Genomic DNA, 17,113 nt, shown 5'->3' with positions numbered 1-17,113 from the left:
TGTCCGGCAAGCGGGTGACGCCGGTGGCCCTGCCCGCCCGGCGCGCGGTGGCGCCGGGCGGGCAGGGGGAGGGGCGTCACGCCGGGGCGGAAGCCCCGTGCGCCCGTGCCTCGGCCTCCCGGTCGGCGCGTGCCGACTTCTCCGCCTGCGTGGGCTGCTCCGCCCCGGCGGCGGCGGGCGCCTGTTTGTGCAGCCGGAACCAGTAGAAGCCGTGCCCGGCCAGCGTCAGCAGGTACGGCCACTCGCCGATCGGCGGGAACTTCACGCCGCCGACCAGCTCCACCGGCAGCCGCCCGTTGAACGTCTGGAGGTCGAGTTCGGTGGGCTGCGCGAAGCGGGAGAAGTTGTGCACGCACATCACGAGGTCGTCCTCGTACTCCCGGAGGAAGGCGAGCACGGCCGGGTTGGTGGACGGCAGTTCGGTGTAGGTGCCGAGGCCGAAGGCCGGGTTCTGCTTGCGGATCTCCACCATCCGCCGCGTCCAGTGCAGCAGGGAGGACGGTGAGCTCATGGCCGCTTCGACGTTGGTGACCTGGTAGCCGTGCACCGGGTCCATGATCGCGGGCAGGAACAGCCGGCCGGGGTCGCAGGAGGAGAAGCCCGCGTTGCGGTCCGGGGTCCACTGCATGGGGGTGCGGACGGCGTCGCGGTCGCCGAGCCAGATGTTGTCGCCCATGCCGATCTCGTCGCCGTAGTACAGGATCGGCGAGCCCGGCAGCGACAGCAGCAGGGCGGTGAACAGCTCGATCTGGTTGCGGTCGTTGTCCAGCAGCGGGGCGAGGCGGCGCCGGATGCCGATGTTGGCCCGCATCCGCGGGTCCTTGGCGTACTCGGCGTACATGTAGTCGCGTTCCTCGTCCGTGACCATCTCGAGCGTCAGCTCGTCGTGGTTGCGCAGGAAGACGCCCCACTGGCAGCCGGAAGGGATCTGCGGCGTCTTCGCCAGGATCTCGGAGACGGGGTAGCGCGACTCGCGCCGGACCGCCATGAAGATGCGCGGCATGACGGGGAAGTGGAACGCCATGTGGCACTCGTCGCCGCCCTTGGCGTAGTCGCCGAAGTAGTCGACGACGTCCTCCGGCCACTGGTTGGCCTCGGCGAGCAGCACGGTGTCCGGGTAGTGCTCGTCGATCTCGGCGCGCACCCGCTTGAGGAAGGCGTGCGAGGCGGGCAGGTTCTCGCAGTTGGTGCCCTCCTCGGCGTACAGGTAGGGCACGGCGTCGAGCCGGAAGCCATCGATCCCCAGATCCAGCCAGAACCGCAGCGCGGAGATCATCTCCTCCTGCACCTGCGGGTTCTCGTAGTTGAGGTCCGGCTGGTGGGAGAAGAACCGGTGCCAGTAGTACTGCTGGCGCACCGGGTCGAAGGTCCAGTTGGACGCCTCGGTGTCGACGAAGATGATGCGGGCATCCGCGTACTGCTTGTCGTCGTCGGCCCATACGTAGTAGTCGCCGTACGGTCCGTCGGGGTCGGTGCGGGAGTGCTGGAACCACGGGTGCTGGTCGCTGGTGTGGTTCATCACCATGTCGATGATGACGCGGATGCCCCGGGCGTGCGCGTTGTCGACGAACTCCACGAAGTCCGCGAGGTCCCCGAACTCCGGCAGCACGGCCGTGTAGTCGGCGACGTCGTAGCCGCCGTCCCGCAGCGGGGAGGTGAAGAACGGCGGCAGCCAGATGCAGTCGATGCCGAGCCACTGCAGGTAGTCGAGCTTCGAGGTCAGGCCCTTGAGGTCGCCGACGCCGTCGCCGTTGCTGTCCTGGAAGGAGCGGACGAGGACTTCGTAGAAGACCGCGCGCTTGAACCACTCGGGGTCGCGGTCCTTCGCCGGGGTGTCCTCGAAGGTGTCGGGAACGGGCTCGTTGACGATCATGTGGTGGGTGACCCTCCGGTCGATGGGGACGGTCGCAGCGCGAAGACGTGCGCCGGCGCCGGGTCCTGGCCCGGTTCCAGACGCACGTAGTTCTCGCTGCCCCAGTGGTAGGTCTCTCCGGTGAGCTCGTCGCGCACCGGGAAGGTCCCGGATCCGTCGCCGACTTGCGCGGACGGGAGGCCGAGAGTCGCCGTGTCCAACGACACCGTCGCCTCGTGGGTGTGGTGCGGATCAAGATTGACCACGACGAGGACGGTGTCGGCGGGGGCGTTCTCGCGGCCGTGGTGGTGGCCGTGCGGCGAGCCGCCCGCACGCTTCGAGAACGCGATCACGTGCGGGTTGTCCGTCTCGTGGAAGTGCAGCGAACGCAGCTGCTGGAGCGCGGGGTGGCGGCGGCGCAGCCGGTTGAGGGTGGTGATCAGCGGGGAGATGCTGCGGCCCGACCGCTCGGCGGCGTCCCAGTCGCGCGGACGCAGCTGGTACTTCTCCGAGTTCAGGTACTCCTCGCTGCCGTCCGCCGCCGGGGTGTTCTCGCACAGCTCGTAGCCTGCGTAGACGCCCCAGGTGGGGGAGAGGGTGGCGGCCAGCACGGCCCGCACCTCGAAGGCGGCGCGGCCGCCGTCCTGCAGGTAGGCGTGCAGGATGTCCGGCGTGTTCACGAAGAAGTTGGGCCGCATGTAGGCGGCCGTCTCGCCGGAGAGTTCGGTGAGGTAGTCCGTCAGCTCCTGCTTGTCGTTGCGCCAGGTGAAGTAGGTGTACGACTGCTGGAACCCGACCTTCGCCAGCGTCCGCATCATCGCGGGCCGGGTGAACGCCTCGGCCAGGAAGATCACGTCCGGGTCGGTGCGGTTGATGTCGCCGATGACCTTCTCCCAGAACACCACCGGCTTGGTGTGCGGGTTGTCCACCCGGAAGATCCGCACCCCGTGCTCCATCCAGAAGCGGAGCACGCGCAGCGTCTCGCGGACCAGGCCGCGGAAGTCGACGTCGAACGCGAGCGGGTAGATGTCCTGGTACTTCTTCGGCGGGTTCTCGGCGTAGGCGATGGTGCCGTCGCCGCGGTGCCGGAACCACTGCGGGTGCTTGCGCACCCAGGGGTGGTCCGGGGAGCACTGGAGCGCGAAGTCCAGTGCCACCTCCATGCGCAGCTCCCGGGCCCGCTGCAGGAAGTGGTCGAAGTCCGCGAAGGTGCCCAGGTCGGGGTGGAGCGCGTCGTGGCCGCCCTCGGCCGAGCCGATCGCCCACGGGGAGCCGACGTCGTGCGGACCGGCGGTCAGCGCGTTGTCCGGGCCCTTGCGGTGCGACCTGCCGATGGGGTGGACCGGCGGCAGGTAGACGACGTCGAAGCCCATCGCGGCGATGGCGGGCAGCCGGTCGGCGGCGGTGCGGAACGTCCCCGTCACGGGCGGCAGTCCGTCCCGCACGACCGCTCCCTCCGAGCGGGGGAACAGCTCGTACCACGAGCCGTACAGCGCCCGCCGCCGCTCCACCTGGAGGGCATGGGAGAGGGAGGAGGTGACGAGTTCGCGCAGCGGGTGCCGGGCGAGCACGGCCGTCACCTCGGGGGCGAGCGCGGCGGCCAGCCGTGCGGCACCGGACCGTTTCGCGTCCCGCATCGCGTCCACGGCGGCGAGCACCACCGAGCGCCCGTCGTTCTTCGGCACCCCGGCCGCTGCCCGCTCGTGCAGCTCCGCGCCCTCGGACAGGGTCAGTTCGACGTCGAGGACGGCGGGCACCTTCACGCGCGCGTAGCGGCGCCAGGTCTCCACCGGGTCGCTCCACGCCTCGACCATGTACGTCCACCGGCCCTCGGCGTCCGGGGTGACCTCGGCACCCCACCGGTCGCTGCCGGGGGACAGTTCCCGCATCGGCGTCCACGGCACCTGTCTGCCGGCCGGATCGCGGAGCACGACGTTGGCTCCGACGGCGTCGTGCCCCTCGCGGAAGACCGTGGCGGACACGGTGAACGTCTCGCCCACCACCGCCTTCGCGGGCCGCCGCCCGCCGTCGACGAGGGGCTGGACGTCCAGCACGGGGATGCGACCGATCATGGGCTCACCTGGGAGATGTGCGGGAGGCGGGCGGGCATCTGCTCTTTCTATCCGCTTCGCCCGACTCGCGAAGGTTGCGCGCCTTCCCGTGCGCCACCGCTTCACCCGGTCGAGGTATCCCGCCCTGGCCTGGACGGGTGTACGGCCTCCGATGGGTGTCGGCGGCCGGCGGTGTCGCCGTGCGTACGGCGGATCCGGCGCGGAGGTGGGCGCGCCTCCAGCCGGGCGCGGTGCCCGGAGTCCGGACACACGGCGAAACAAACCCCGAAACCCTCTTCTCTTCATCTCGTCCGGAAATCACCTCTTGCGGCACGAAGTGCGTAACGCGGGGCGTAAGGCGAACGCAGCCAGGTCGAGGGCGCCCGTTCACGCGTCCGTGGCGGGGGAGTCAGGTGCGCGTGGCCTGATGGCGCGGGCCCCGCCGCGCACCGGGTGGCGGCCCGCCCGACCCCACAACCGAAGGGCTGCGCATGTCTGTCACCGGCTCGGCATCCTCTCCCCGGTCCACCTCCGGACCGGCCCGGACCTTCCCCGCGGTCACCCGGCGGAACATGCTGACGGCCGGCGCCGTCGGCGCGGGCGTCCTCGCCGCCTCCGCCCTCGGCACCTCCACCGCGTGGGCCGCCGCGCCCGCCGCGGAGCGCCGCATACGCGATCCGTTCACGCTCGGCGTCGCCTCCGGGGAACCGCATCCGGACAGTGTCGTGCTGTGGACGCGCCTCGCTCCGGACCCGCTCGCCGCCGACGGACTCGGCGGCATGCCCGACCGTCCCGCACCGGTCCTCTGGCAGGTGGCCGAGGACGAGCGTTTCCGCCGCATCGTCAGAGTCGGCGTGGAGCTGGCCCGTCCCTCCTCCGGCCACGCGGTGCACGTCGAGGTCGGAGGACTGCGCCCGGGCCGGGAGTACTTCTACCGCTTCCGCGCCGGACTCGAACTCAGCCCGGTCGGACGCACCCGCACCGCTCCCGGGCGCGGACAGCGCGTGAACCGCTTCCGCTTCGCGTTCACCAGCTGCCAGAACTACCCCGACGGCTACTACACCGCCCACGCCCACCTCGCCGAGGAGGACCTGGACCTGGTCGCGTTCCTCGGCGACTACATCTACGAGGGCCCCGCCCAGGGCACCCTCGGCCGTGGCCACGTCCCCGCAGGCGAGACCTGGTCGCTGGCCGAGTACCGGATACGCCACGCCCAGTACAAGACCGACACCGACCTCCAGGCCTCGCACGCCGCCCACCCGTGGATGGCCGTCTTCGACGACCACGAGGTGGAGAACAACTGGGCCGGCGACGATTCCGACCCGGACACCGACCCCGAGGAATTCCTGCGCCGCCGCGCCCGCGCCTTCCAGGCGTACTACGAACACATGCCGCTGCGCCGCGCTCAGCGCCCGCACGGTCCGGACGTGCAGATGTTCCGCCGGATGCAGTTCGGCGACCTGATGGACTTCCACCTGCTGGACACCCGCCAGTACCGCGACGACCAGGTCGAGGACGTCGACCGCACGGACCCCTCCCGCTCCCTCCTCGGGGCACGCCAGCGGGGCTGGCTGCTCGACAACCTGGCCGGCCGCACGGCCCGCTGGAACGTCCTCGCCCAGCAGGTCTTCTTCTCCCAGCGCGACTTCGCCTCCGGCTCCGCCACCGACTTCAGCAACGACGCCTGGGACAACTACTTCGCCGAACGCGAGGCCGTCCGCGACCACTTCACCGCCGCCGGCACCTCAAACCCGGTGATCATCACCGGCGACGTGCACGCCAACTACGTCAACGACGTCAAGGCGGACTTCGACGACCCGGCCTCCGCCACCGTCGCCACCGAGCTCGTCGGCACCTCCATCAGCAGCGGTGGCGACGGCTCCGAGCAGGGGCCGAACGACCCGATCCAGCTCGCCGAGAACCCGCACATCAAGTTCCTCAACCGCAACCGCGGCTATGTCCGGAACACCGTCACCCCCTCCGAGTGGACGGCCGAGAACCGCGTCGTCGACTACGTCTCCCGGCCGGGCGCACCCGTGCGCACCCGCGCCCGCTGGGTCGTCGAGAACGGCCGCCCCGGCGCCCAGCCGGCCTGACCCGCACGGCGGTCCGCCCCGCGGGGCGGACCGCCGCGCAGCATCACTCGAACGGCCCGCTTCGGTCCGGGGAACGCCGCCGCCCGCCCGGTACCGTCGCCTCCGTGAAGGCAATCCGTCGCTTTTCGGTACGTCCCGTCCTCCCCGAGCCGCTCGCTCCGCTGCACGACCTCGCCCGCAACCTGCGCTGGTCCTGGCACGCGGAGACCCGTGCGCTGTTCCGGGCCGCCGCCCCGGACAGCTGGGAGGCCGTGGGAGGCGACCCGGTGCGCCTGCTGGGCGCCGTGCCCACCGCGCGGCTGGAGGAACTGGCCGCCGACCGGGGCTTCCTGCGCCGGCTGGCCGTCGTCGCCGGGGACCTGCACGACTACCTCACCGAACCCCGCTGGTACCAGCGGGCCGGCGACGAACTGCCCCGCGCCGTCGCCTACTTCTCGCCCGAGTTCGGCATCACCAGTGCCCTGCCGCAGTACTCCGGCGGCCTCGGCATCCTCGCCGGCGACCACCTGAAGGCGGCCAGCGACCTCGGCCTGCCGCTGATCGGCGTGGGGCTGCTCTACCGGCACGGCTACTTCCGGCAGTCCCTGTCCCGCGAGGGCTGGCAGCAGGAGCACTACCCGGTGCTCGACCCCGACGAGCTGCCCCTGGAACTGCTGCGCGAGGAGGACGGCACGGCGGTCGGGGTCGCGCTCGCGCTGCCCGGCGGGAGGTCCCTGCACGCGTACGTCCGGCTGGCGCGCGTCGGCCGGGTGCCGCTGCTGCTGCTCGATTCCGACGTGGAGGAGAACGGCGCCGCCGAACGCGAGGTCACCGACCGGCTCTACGGCGGCGGCAGCGAACACCGGCTGCTCCAGGAGATGCTGCTCGGCATCGGCGGGGTGCGCGCCGTGCGCGCGTACTGCCGGCTCACTGGCCACCCGGCGCCCGAGGTGTTCCACACCAACGAGGGCCACGCCGGGTTCCTCGGCCTGGAACGCATCCACGAACTCGCCCACGAGGGCTCAGCCTTCGACGCCGCCCTGGAGACCGTGCGGGCCGGCACCGTCTTCACCACCCACACGCCCGTCCCGGCGGGCATCGACCGCTTCGACCGCGACCTGGTCGCCCGCCACTTCGGCGACGACGGCGAACTCCCCGGCATCGACGCGCAGGCGGTGCTCGCCCTCGGCCGGGAGACCTACGACGGTGGCGACCCCACGCTGTTCAACATGGCCGTGATGGGCCTGCGCCTCGCCCAGCGCGCCAACGGCGTGTCCACCCTGCACGGGCGGGTCAGCCGGGAGATGTTCGCCGGCCTCTGGCCCGGCTTCGACCCGGCGGAGGTGCCCATCACCTCCGTCACCAACGGCGTCCACGCCCCCACCTGGACCGCCCCGGAGGTGCCGCGCGACGCACACCGGCTCACGGACGCCGAACTGTGGGAACTGCGCCGCACCCTGCGCGAGCAGCTCGTGCACGAGGTGCGCACCCGGCTGCACGCCTCCTGCCGCCAGCGCGGCGCCGCCCGGGCCGAACTGGGCTGGATCGACGGCGTGCTCGACCCGGACGTGCTCACCATCGGCTTCGCCCGCCGCGTCCCCTCCTACAAGCGGCTCACCCTCATGCTGCGCGACCCCGACCGGCTCACGGAACTCCTGCTGCACCCCACCCGTCCCGTGCAGATCGTCGTCGCGGGCAAGGCGCACCCGGCGGACGACGGCGGGAAGCGGCTCATCCAGGAGCTGGTCCGCTTCGCCGACGACCCGGCGGTACGGCACCGCGTCGTCTTCCTGCCGGACTACGGCATGGCCATGGCGCGCAAGCTCTACCACGGCTGCGACGTGTGGCTGAACAACCCGCTGCGCCCGCTGGAGGCGTGCGGCACCTCCGGCATGAAGGCCGCGCTGAACGGCTGCCTCAACCTCTCGGTGCTGGACGGCTGGTGGGACGAGTGGTTCGAGCCGGACTTCGGCTGGGCGGTGCCCACCGCCGACGGCTTGGCCGCCGCGGACCAGACCCGGCGGGACGACATTGAGGCCGCCGCACTCTACCGGCTCGTCCAGGACCATGTCGCGCCGTGCTTCTACGACCGGGGCGTCAACGGCGGCGAACTGCCCGAGCGGTGGATCGAGAGGGTGCGGCAGACGCTGCGCCGCCTCGCGCCGAAGGTCCCGGCCGACCGTATGGTCCGCGAGTACGTGGAACGGCTCTACGCCCCGGCCGCGCGCGCCCACCGGAACCTGGACGGCACGGCCGCCGGACGGCTGGCGGCCTGGAAGTCCCGGGTGCGGGAGGAGTGGCCGCGGGTCGCCGTGGACCGGGTCGAGCACGCCGGCGCCGGGGTGGAGGGCGCCTCGCTGGAGCTGGGCAGCTCGCTGACCGTGCGGGTGCGGGTGGCCCTGGGGGCGCTGACCCCGGACGAGGTCGAGGTGCAGGCCGTCGCCGGCCGGGTGGACGAGTCGGACGCCCTTGCCGGTGCGGACGCCGTGCGCGTGGTGCTCAAGCCGGGCACCGGCCCGGACCTGGAGGGCCGGTGGCTGTACGAGGGGCCGCTGGCGCTGGACCGCACCGGGTCGTTCGGCTACACGGTGCGGGTCCTGCCCGCGCACCCGTTGCTGTCCGGACCGGCCGAACTCGGCCTGACCGCCGCCCCGCCGGACGAGGCCGGGACCGGCGGAGCGGGAGGCGTCCTCCTGCGGTGACCCTGCGGCGACGCGGTCAGTGCCGGAAGCGGCCCGTCGCCGACTCCTCGGCCGGTCCCCGGAGGGACAGGGCGGTCCGCAGTCCCTCCGCGCCGCCGAACCCGGGATGGTCGTCGAGCCAGTCCAGATACGCCGGGCTGCGGGCCACCGCGGCGACGTAGGCGTCGTCCACGAAGGACACCATCTGCCGCACCAGGTCGGCCGGCTGACGGCCGGCGAGCCAGATCAGGGTGTGGCGGACGGTCACCGGGCACCCCGCGAGCGGCCGTACGGCGATGCCCGTCGTCGCCCGGAACGTCGCCTGGCCGATGCCCACGCACCCGCCTTCGCCGATGAGGTCGCGCGCGCCGCTGGCGTCGGTTTCGTGCACGACGCGCGGGGTGAAGCCGGCCCGCGCCGACATCGCCGCCAGGCAGGCGCGCAGTCCGTTGTCCGGCAGCGGCGGCATCACCCATGAGGCACCGGCCAGCGCCGACGGCTCCACCTCGGCCGGCTCCGCCAGCGGACCTCGCGCGGGCACCAGCGCGAAGGCCGGCTCCACCGCGACGACGTGCCGACGCAGCTCCGCGCCCAGCCGCAGCGGATGCTCGGGATGGTCCAGGATGCTCGCGAACTCCAGGTGGCCCTGCGCGACCAGGTCCGCCAGCAGGCGGGCGGAGGACTCGGTGCGTAAGGTGACCCGGTCCCCGTGACAGGCGCTCAGATGCTGCAGCGGGCCGGCCATCAGCGGCCCCGGCACCGAGCCGTACCGGAGCATCCGCTCCACGCCCTCGGCGGTGTACCGCGCCGTCTCGTGCTCCAACTCCTCCATCGCAGGAAGCACCTGACGGGCCTTCGACAGCACGAGCTCGCCCAGCGGGGTGGGCACCGCGCCCTGCCGGTCCCGCAGGAAGAGCCGCCCGCCGAGCCTCTTCTCCAGCCGCTGCAACTGGCCGGTCAGGGAGGGCTGGGAGACACCCAACGAGGCGGCGGCCCTGGTGAGACTGCCCGCCTCGGCGATCGCCTGTATCGCCTGGAGATGACGCATCTCGAGGACCATAGGGCGACACTATGAACCTCTCGGATTAGCGGCAAGACCGCCTCCGGCGCGACAGTGAGGACGCGTCGGCCCGGTCGGCGACCGCGCGACCGCCGCCCCCCTGACGGCTGCGTCGGCGGTCCGGCGCGCGGCGCACGCTCAGGGGCCCGCCGGGTGACGCAGCCCCCGCTCGGCGGGCCCTCCCCCCACGAGCCACCAGCCCCGAGGGAGCCCGTTCCGGTGAACCCCGAAGAGATCTCCGCAAGGATTCTGCGCATCGTCTTCCGCCACCGCCGGGGCGCCCCGGAACCCGGCTGCGACGCCGAGACCTGCCCCCGGTGCGTACCCGCCCATCTGCCCGCGGTCCGGGCGAGCGTCCGCGCGGGCGTGCCGGTCGAGTGCGTGCTGCCGGGCTTCCCCTGCAAGTCCCCCAACCCGGCCAAGGTGCTGGGGACCCTCCCGGACCGCGCCGAGGAAGTCGCGTTCGACTTCCTCGCCGGACTGTGCCGTCAGGTGCGGGAGGTGTACCCGCCGGGTATGCGGCTGGTGATCTGTTCGGACGGACGGGTCTTCAGCGACCTGATAGGCGTGCACGACGAGGTGGTGACGGCCTACCAGGACGAGATCCGGCGCATGCTGGCCCGGCGCCGCCCCGCGCCGCTCTCCCTCTTCAGCATCGACGACGTGCCGGGCATGGACAGCTGCTCCTACGACGCGATGCGGCGCGCTCTGGACGAGACCCACGGCGAACGGCCCGAGCGCATCCGGGAGGAGGTCCGCGCAGGCGGTGAGGCGCTGGACCTCTACCGCGCCCTCACCCGGTTCCTCCTGGAGGACTCCTTCACCCCGGGCGTGTCCCGGACGCGCAGCGCCCTGCAGCGCGAGGCCCGGCGCCGGGCGTACGGCGTCATCGCCCGCAGCCGCGCGTGGGGCGGCCTGGTCGCCGAGCACTTCCCCCGCGCCGTGCGGCTCTCCATCCACCCGCAGCGCTGCGGTTCCGCGAAGTTCGGCATCCGCCTCACGCCGGAGGACGACGGCTGGCTCACGCCCTGGCACGCCGTCGCGGTGGAGTCCGGCGACGGGTACGTGCTGCGCCGCCGCGCCGACACCGAACGGGACGGAGCCCGCCTGGTGCACCGCGAAGGACGGCCCAGCCACTTCGTCCGCGCCCTGCCGGACACGCCCCCGTCCGTCACGGGCGGCCCGGAGGCGCTGCACGGCCCGTCGCCGCTGACCCGCGCACCCGGCGCGGCCTGACGTCTCCCGCGAGACTCCGTCCGGAAGCGCCGGTTCCGGAGCCCGACCCGACTCACCCCCGCCCCACAGGAGTTCGCCATGCCCGCAACCCCCGCCCTGGACGGACTGCCCGCCGCTGCGCCCGCCGAGCCGTTCGGCCTACGCATCGACGCACCCTCCGGCGACGACCGCCTCACTGGCCTGCCCGTGCCCACCCTCCGCGAGGCGGTGCGCGCGCACCGGCTGGTGCTGCTGCGCGGCTTTTGCGCCCCGGACGAGCCGGAGGAGCTCGCCCGGTGGTGCCGTACCTGGGGGGAGGTGATGGCCTGGCCGTTCGGCGACGTGCTGGAGCTGCGGGAGGCGGAGGAGCCCACCGACCACATCTTCGACAGCAGCAGCGTTCCGCTGCACTGGGACGGCATGTACAAGCCGCTCATCCCCGAGTTCCAGGTCTTCCACTGCGTCCGCGCACCGGGCGGGGGCGACGGGGGCCGCACCGTCTTCTGCGACACCGTGTCCCTGCTGGAACACTGCCCGCCCGAGGTGCTGGAGCTGTGGCGGAGGGTCACCGTCACCTACCGCATCCGCAGCGTCGTCCACTACGGCGGCCGGGCCTCGTCCCCACTGATCGTGCCGCACCCGCGCAGCGGCGTGCCCACCCTGCGCTTCAACGAGCCGCCGCCGCAGGACGAACCGGACTTCCTCAACCGTCCTGCCCACGCCTTCGACGGCGTCGGCGACAAGGACGTCCCCGCGCTCCTGGCAGGACTGCGCGACGCCCTGCACGACCCGCGCTTCTTCCTCGCGCACACCTGGCACAGCGGCGACGTGCTGATCGCGGACAACTACGCGCTGCTGCACGGCAGGGAGCGCTTCACCAGCCGGGCCCCCCGCCACCTGCGCCGCGTCCACCTGCTGGGCGACCCGGCGTTCGCCAACCCGGCTGTGGCCTGAGGCCGGGGACGAAAACATGCTGCACACTTCGGAACGCACCGGACGGGCGCAGGAGGGCGGCCGCGCGGGGCGGCCGGGCCCGTGGGTGAGCGGGGCGGGGGCCGCGGTCGGCGGTGCCACCCTGCTCACCTTCCTGCTGGCCTTCCTGGCCCACGCCGCGGTCGAACCGCACTACTACTACACGGCGGCCGTCCGCTCGATGAGCACCGACTGGCACGCCTTCTGGTTCGGGGCCCTGGACCCGGCGGGCACCCTGACCGTCGACAAGGCGCCCGGAGCGCTGTGGCTCCAGGCCCTGTCCGTCCGGCTGTTCGGCTTCCACGACGGGGCGCTGCTGCTGCCGCAGGCGCTGGCCGCCGCCGCGACGGTGCCCGTGCTGGCCTCGGCCGTGCGCCGCTGGAAGGGGGACACCGCCGGAGTGGTGGCCGCGTTCGCGTTCGCGCTGACCCCGGTCACCGTCGTCCTGGCCCGGGTGAACATCCCCGACACCCTGCTCGTGCTGTTCCTGGTGTGCGCCGCGCGGGCCGGCCACCTGGCGACGGCGGACGGGCGCCCGCGCCAGCTGCTGGTCGCCGCCGCATGGGTCGGGGCTGCGTTCCACGTCAAGATGGGCCAGGCCTACCTGGTGCTGCCCGCTCTGCTGCTCTCCCACCTCTGCGCCGCACCGGGCGCGCTCGCCTCGCGCGTGCGGCAGGTGGCGGCGGCAGCGGGGGTGACGATCGCGGCGAGTGCCGTGTGGCCGCTGCTCGTCGCGCTCACGCCCGCGGGACGGCGTCCGTACGTGGACGGCTCCACCCACGACGCGGTGGGGGAGATGCTGCTGCACTACAACGGGCTGAGCCGGCTCGGCCACTCCGATCCCGTCGCCGCACAGGTGACCGGCTTCCTCGCCGACTTCGGCGGCCCGCCCGGTCCGGGACGCCTCGTCGGCTCCGCGCTCGGGCCGGAGATCGGCTGGCTGCTGCCCTTCGCCCTGGTCTCCCTCGCCGCCGGACTGCTGGCCTCCCGGGGTGCCGCGCGCACCGATCCGGTACGGGCCGGGTGGCTGTTGTGGGGCGGTTGGCTGCTCATGCATGGTGTGGTGTTCAGCACGGCCGCGGCGGTGCACACCTACTACACCGCCGCGCTGGCCCCGGCGCTCGCGGCGCTCTGCGCGGGCGGCGCGGTCGGTGCGGCCCGCGCCTGCCGCGACGGCGCGTTCACCGCCCGGGGGTGGGCGGCCGCACTCGCGGGGAGCGCCGTGTGGGCGGCGGTGCTCGCCCTGCGCGCCGACGGCCGGTGGTGGCATGCGGTGGCCGCCGTCCTGGCCTGCGGGTGCGCCTGCCTGCTGGTGGCCGCCGCGTGTTCCCCGCAGGCCGGGCGCACCGCCGCACCCGCCCGGACGTCCGCGCGGGTGGCGAGCGGGCTGGCCGCGGCCGCCCTGCTGCTCGGCCCCGGGGCGTGGGCGGTGTCCGCGTCGTCCCTGCCCCTGGAGGGGCTGACCACCGTGAACCCCGACACGGTGCCCGGTGACGGCCTCCCGCCCGGAGCCATGGCCTCGCTGCACGGCTTCCCGCCCGGTGTACGCCTGCCCCCGGAGGCCGGGGACATGAACATGCTCGAACCCGCGCCCGGCGTACGCGCCTTCGTCACCGCGCGGTACGAAGGCGAGACCTACCACCTGGCCGTACCGACTGCGAACACCGCGTCCCCGTACCTGCGCGCCGGCCTGAGCGTGCTGCCGATGGGCGGGTTCACCGGCGCGGCTCCGGTCCCGGACCTCGCGCGCCTCGACGCGCTCACCTCTTCCGGCGAGCTGCGCTACGTGATGACCGGCGGCTTCCACGGCGCGATGGGCGGGCCCGCCGCCGCGGAACGCGCGCGCTGGGTCGCCGACCACTGCACGCCCGTACCGCCACGGCTGTACCGCACCCCCGGCAGACCGTCCGGCCCGCCGGGCCACCCCGAGACGTTGTTCGACTGCGCACCGCGACCCCAGGGAGGAACCGGATGAGCCGACACCCCGACACCGCCGGAGCGGGCGGAGGCCCGGCACTCGACACGGTGCTCTCCCGCCGGCCGGCCCTGGTGGCCGGGCTGTCGGCGGCGCTGTTCGCCGTACTCGCCTGGCTGCACTGGCGGGAGACCGGGTACGTGGTCATGAGCGGCTTCTTCGACCTGTCGGTCTACCGGGCCGGAGCCCAGGCGCTGCTGGACGGCGTGCCGCTGTACCAGGGAGGTCTGGGACCGGACGGGACCTGGTCCTTCACCTACCCGCCCTTCGCCGCGCTGGTCTTCCTGCCACTGGCCGTCGCACCGGTCGCGGTGGCACAGGCACTGGTGCTCCCCGCCGGGGTCGTCCTGCTCGCCGCCTCGGTGCACCTGACGCTGCGCCACGCGGGCGGACCACTCGCAACGGGCGGGCGCCGCACCGCAGGTGGCGCGGGGCTCGTCGTGGCGTTCACCGCGCTGCTGCTGTGGCTGGAACCGGTGTCCTGGACGCTCTACCTCGGCCAGGTCAACCTGCTGCTCATGCTGCTCGTGCTCGCCGACCTGGCGGGCGGCCGGGCCGGTCCGGGGGAGCGCGACGGGCGGTGGCGGCGCAGGCTGCGCGGCGTGGGGGTCGGGGTCGCGACCGGGATCAAGCTGACGCCCGCGCTGTTCATCGTCCACCTGCTGCTCACCCGCCGGTACCGGGAGGCGGCCACCGCAACCGGGACCGCCGCGGCCACCGCGCTGATCGGCCTGGTCGCCGCGCCGGGCGACAGCCTGGACTACTGGGGCGGCACGTTCCTGCGGTCGGAGCGGCTCGGCGAGGTCGCGAGCCCGATGAACCAGTCGATGAACGGTCTGCTAGCCCGGGCCACGGGCATCGCGGACCCGCCCCTCGTGCTGTGGCTGGCGGTCGCGGTGCCGACGGTGATGCTGGGTCTGGGTCTTGCGGCCATGGTGCACCGGCGCGGTCTGCCGCTGCTCGGCGTCCTGCTGTGCGGGCTGACCACGGCGGCGGTGTCGCCGGTGTCGTGGAGTCACCACTGGGTGTGGTTCGCCCCCCTGGCCGTCTACGCGGTGGTGCGGCTGCGGCCCGGTGCCCGCGGCCGCGTCGCGCTCGCCCTTGGCTGCACGTTCCTCCTGGTGTTCGCCTGGCCGCTGCACTTCCTGACCGGGCACCGGATGGACGCTCCGCCGCTGGGGCTGGTGGCACTCCCGCCCCGGTACGGGCTGGAGGTGCTCTACGGCAACCTCTACCTGCTGCTGTTCGCCGCCGTCCTGGCGGCCACCGCAGCAGCTCTGCGTGCGGCGCCGGCCAGGACGGCGGCAGGTTCCCACAGCGGGACGAAGACCTAGAAGGTCAGCTTCCAGCTGTCGATGTAGCCGGTGTCGAAGCTCCAGACGTCCTGGACGCGGAGCTTCCAGGTGCCGTCGGCGGCCTCGGAGGAGGCGTTGACGGTGTACGTCTGGTTGATGTTGTCACCGGAGTCCCAGCCGGAGTCCTTCAGCCGGTAGGCGGTGCCGTCGGGGGCCACCAGGTCGATCACCAGGTCGCCGCGGTAGGTGTGCTTGATGTCGACGGCCACCTTCAGGTCGCTCGGGGCGTTGCCGCCGACCTCGGTGACGTCGATCGGCGAGGTGACGGCGGCGCCGCCGTCCGGGATCGCCACGTCGTCGGTGTTCTCGAACTCACCCTCGCCGCCCGGGTCACCGGGGTCGCCGGGACGGTCGCCGACGTTCACGGCGGCCCAGGCGTGCGCCACGGCCAGCTGCTCGGGGCTGTCGGCGCCGTACAGCTCGCCGGCGGCCTGCAGGGTGTGCGTACGGGCCTGCGCGAAGGTCTCGTTCGGGAGCATCTTCTCGGCCAGGGCCTTGAACCAGATCTGCTCGGCCTTGCCGATGCCGATGCCGGTGACGGCCTCGCCGTCGTACGTCGGGCTGTTGTACGTGACGCCGTTGATGGTCTTCTCGCCGCTGCCCTCGGACAGCAGGTAGAAGAAGTGGTTGGCGATGCCGGAGCTGTAGTGGACGTCCACGTCGCCGGCGCCGGGGGACCAGTAGTCGAGGCTGCTGCCGTCCTTGCTCGGCTGGTCCATGTAGCGCAGCGGCGTGCCGTTGCCGCGGATGTCGATCTTCTCACCGACCAGGTAGTCGGCGACGTCCTCCGAGTTGTTCGCGTGGAACTCCACGGCGGCCGCGAAGATGTCGGAGGTGGCCTCGTTCAGGCCGCCGGACTCGTCGCTGTAGACGAGGCCCGCGGTGTGCGAGGTGACGCCGTGCGACATCTCGTGCGCGGCGACGTCGATGGAGGTGAGCGGCTTCTGGTTGCCCGCGCCGTCGCCGTAGGTCATGCAGAAGCAGGAGTCCTGCCAGAAGGCGTTGGAGTAGGCGTTGCCGTAGTGGACGCGGCTGGTGGCGCCGACGCCGTCACCGCGGATGCCGTCCCTGCCGTGCACCTGCTGGAAGTAGTCCCAGGTCAGTGCCGCGCCGTAGTGGGCGTCGACGGCGGCGGTCTGGGTGTGGGACGGCGAGCCGTTGCCCCAGACGTCGTCGGCGTCGGTGAAGATCTGGTTCCCGTTGTCGGAGTCCAGCGTCTTGTGGCCGCCGCGCTGCGCGTCGTTCAGCTGGTAGTTGCCGCTGGAGCCGGAGGTCCCGATCTCGACCTGGCCGGCGTACATGCTGTTGCCGGTGCCTTGGTGGACGGCCTGCCACTCGTACAGCTTCTCGCCGGTCTTCGCGTCGGTGACGACGTGGAGTTCGCTGGGCGTGCCGTCCTCCTGCACACCGCCGACGACCTTCTCCCAGGCCAGTGTCGGCGTGCCGTCGGCCGCCCAGATCACCTTGCGCGGCGCCTTGCTGCCCTTGGCCTCGGGCTTGGCCGGCTTGTGCTTCGCGGCGGCCTTGGTGGTGGGCACCTGGATGCGCGCGGTGGTGGCCTTGTCGACCCCGTCGACGGAACCGTCGGGGGTGCGGTGCACGATGATCTGACCGCCCAGGACGGGCAGTCCGGCGTACGTGCGCTCGTACCGGGTGTGGGTCGAGCCGTCGCGGTTCTTCACGACGTCCTTGACCCGCAGTTCGGTCTTCGAGCCGAGCCCGAGCGCGTCGGCGGTGGCCGCCTCGCGGTCCTCCGCCGCGGATATCAGACCGGCGCGTTCGGCCGCGCTGATGTTCGCCGGGAGGGCGCCGGGGTCCAGCCGGCCGCCCTCGGGGGCTGCGGTGGCGGTGGCCTGCATGCCGACCGCGACCATGGC

At 73.0% G+C, this 17,113-nt stretch carries 10 protein-coding genes; 6 read left to right on the top strand and 4 right to left on the bottom strand.

The features are described 5' to 3' along the window. Positions 1 to 76 precede the first annotated feature (76 nt). Both treS and E4198_RS06400 read right to left on the bottom strand, forming a co-directional pair. A complete protein-coding gene (gene treS, locus E4198_RS06405) occupies positions 77 to 1,873 on the bottom strand; it encodes a maltose alpha-D-glucosyltransferase (protein WP_168711381.1) in 1,797 nt (598 codons plus the stop codon). After that, entirely contained in the window at positions 1,870 to 3,924 is a 2,055-nt protein-coding gene (locus E4198_RS06400; RefSeq protein ID WP_136182319.1) for an alpha-1,4-glucan--maltose-1-phosphate maltosyltransferase, read from the bottom strand. The genes treS and E4198_RS06400 overlap by 4 nt, the downstream gene beginning before the upstream one ends. A 551-nt stretch (positions 3,925 to 4,475) precedes the next feature. Here E4198_RS06400 and E4198_RS06395 point away from each other — a divergent pair. Together E4198_RS06395 and glgP are read left to right on the top strand one after the other, a co-directional pair. Beyond that, positions 4,476 to 5,999 (top strand): alkaline phosphatase D family protein, encoded by a 1,524-nt coding sequence (locus tag E4198_RS06395; protein WP_210732785.1) that lies wholly within the window; start codon positions 4,476 to 4,478, stop codon positions 5,997 to 5,999. Between the two features lie 104 nt (positions 6,000 to 6,103). Beyond that, a complete protein-coding gene (glgP, locus tag E4198_RS06390) occupies positions 6,104 to 8,680 on the top strand; it encodes an alpha-glucan family phosphorylase (protein ID WP_136182317.1) in 2,577 nt (858 codons plus the stop codon). 16 nt (positions 8,681 to 8,696) lie between these two features. On the opposite strand, the gene E4198_RS06385 is transcribed toward glgP, so the two are convergent. After that, a complete protein-coding gene (locus tag E4198_RS06385) occupies positions 8,697 to 9,707 on the bottom strand; it encodes a LysR family transcriptional regulator (protein WP_168711380.1) in 1,011 nt (336 codons plus the stop codon). 231 nt (positions 9,708 to 9,938) lie between these two features. Between E4198_RS06385 and E4198_RS06380 the strand changes: the two genes are divergently transcribed. The 4 genes from E4198_RS06380 to E4198_RS06365 all read left to right on the top strand — a co-directional run bounded on the left by E4198_RS06380 (position 9,939) and on the right by E4198_RS06365 (position 15,215). Then, positions 9,939 to 10,955: an isocyanide synthase family protein gene (locus E4198_RS06380; RefSeq protein WP_168711379.1), complete on the top strand. Its 1,017-nt coding sequence runs from the start codon at positions 9,939 to 9,941 to the stop codon at positions 10,953 to 10,955. 78 nt (positions 10,956 to 11,033) lie between these two features. Next, positions 11,034 to 11,888 (top strand): TauD/TfdA family dioxygenase, encoded by an 855-nt coding sequence (locus tag E4198_RS06375; RefSeq protein ID WP_136182314.1) that lies wholly within the window; start codon positions 11,034 to 11,036, stop codon positions 11,886 to 11,888. A gap of 16 nt (positions 11,889 to 11,904) precedes the next feature. Beyond that, positions 11,905 to 13,881, top strand: a complete 1,977-nt coding sequence (locus tag E4198_RS06370) for a glycosyltransferase family 39 protein (protein ID WP_136182313.1) — start codon at positions 11,905 to 11,907, stop codon at positions 13,879 to 13,881. Continuing rightward, positions 13,878 to 15,215 carry a glycosyltransferase 87 family protein gene (locus E4198_RS06365; protein ID WP_136182312.1) on the top strand — a complete coding sequence of 446 codons (1,338 nt, stop codon included), beginning with the start codon at positions 13,878 to 13,880 and terminating at the stop codon, positions 15,213 to 15,215. The genes E4198_RS06370 and E4198_RS06365 overlap by 4 nt, the downstream gene beginning before the upstream one ends. Here the strand turns inward: E4198_RS06365 and E4198_RS06360 are convergent. Beyond that, the gene (locus E4198_RS06360) at positions 15,212 to 17,110 is read right to left on the bottom strand and encodes a M4 family metallopeptidase (RefSeq protein WP_136185213.1); all 1,899 of its coding nucleotides are present in this window, start codon (positions 17,108 to 17,110) and stop codon (positions 15,212 to 15,214) included. The two genes, E4198_RS06365 and E4198_RS06360, sit on opposite strands and share 4 nt — an antisense overlap. Between the last annotated feature and the right edge of the window lie 3 nt (positions 17,111 to 17,113).

The organism is Streptomyces sp. RKND-216 (assembly GCF_004795255.1).
Taxonomy (GTDB): domain Bacteria; phylum Actinomycetota; class Actinomycetes; order Streptomycetales; family Streptomycetaceae; genus Streptomyces; species Streptomyces hazeniae.
The sequence above is the reverse complement of the archived record's forward strand: the minus strand, read 5'-3'. Positions and strand labels throughout refer to the sequence as shown.

Coding starts and splice junctions, on each gene's coding strand:
- E4198_RS06365 (WP_136182312.1), top strand. CDS start 13,878: ATGAGCCGACACCCCGACACCGCCGGAGCGGGCGGAGGCCCGGCACTC.
- E4198_RS06370 (WP_136182313.1), top strand. CDS start 11,905: ATGCTGCACACTTCGGAACGCACCGGACGGGCGCAGGAGGGCGGCCGC.
- E4198_RS06385 (WP_168711380.1), bottom strand. CDS start 9,707: ATGCGTCATCTCCAGGCGATACAGGCGATCGCCGAGGCGGGCAGTCTC.
- treS (WP_168711381.1), bottom strand. CDS start 1,873: ATGATCGTCAACGAGCCCGTTCCCGACACCTTCGAGGACACCCCGGCG.
- E4198_RS06360 (WP_136185213.1), bottom strand. CDS start 17,110: ATGGTCGCGGTCGGCATGCAGGCCACCGCCACCGCAGCCCCCGAGGGC.
- E4198_RS06375 (WP_136182314.1), top strand. CDS start 11,034: ATGCCCGCAACCCCCGCCCTGGACGGACTGCCCGCCGCTGCGCCCGCC.
- E4198_RS06400 (WP_136182319.1), bottom strand. CDS start 3,924: ATGATCGGTCGCATCCCCGTGCTGGACGTCCAGCCCCTCGTCGACGGC.
- E4198_RS06395 (WP_210732785.1), top strand. CDS start 4,476: ATGCTGACGGCCGGCGCCGTCGGCGCGGGCGTCCTCGCCGCCTCCGCC.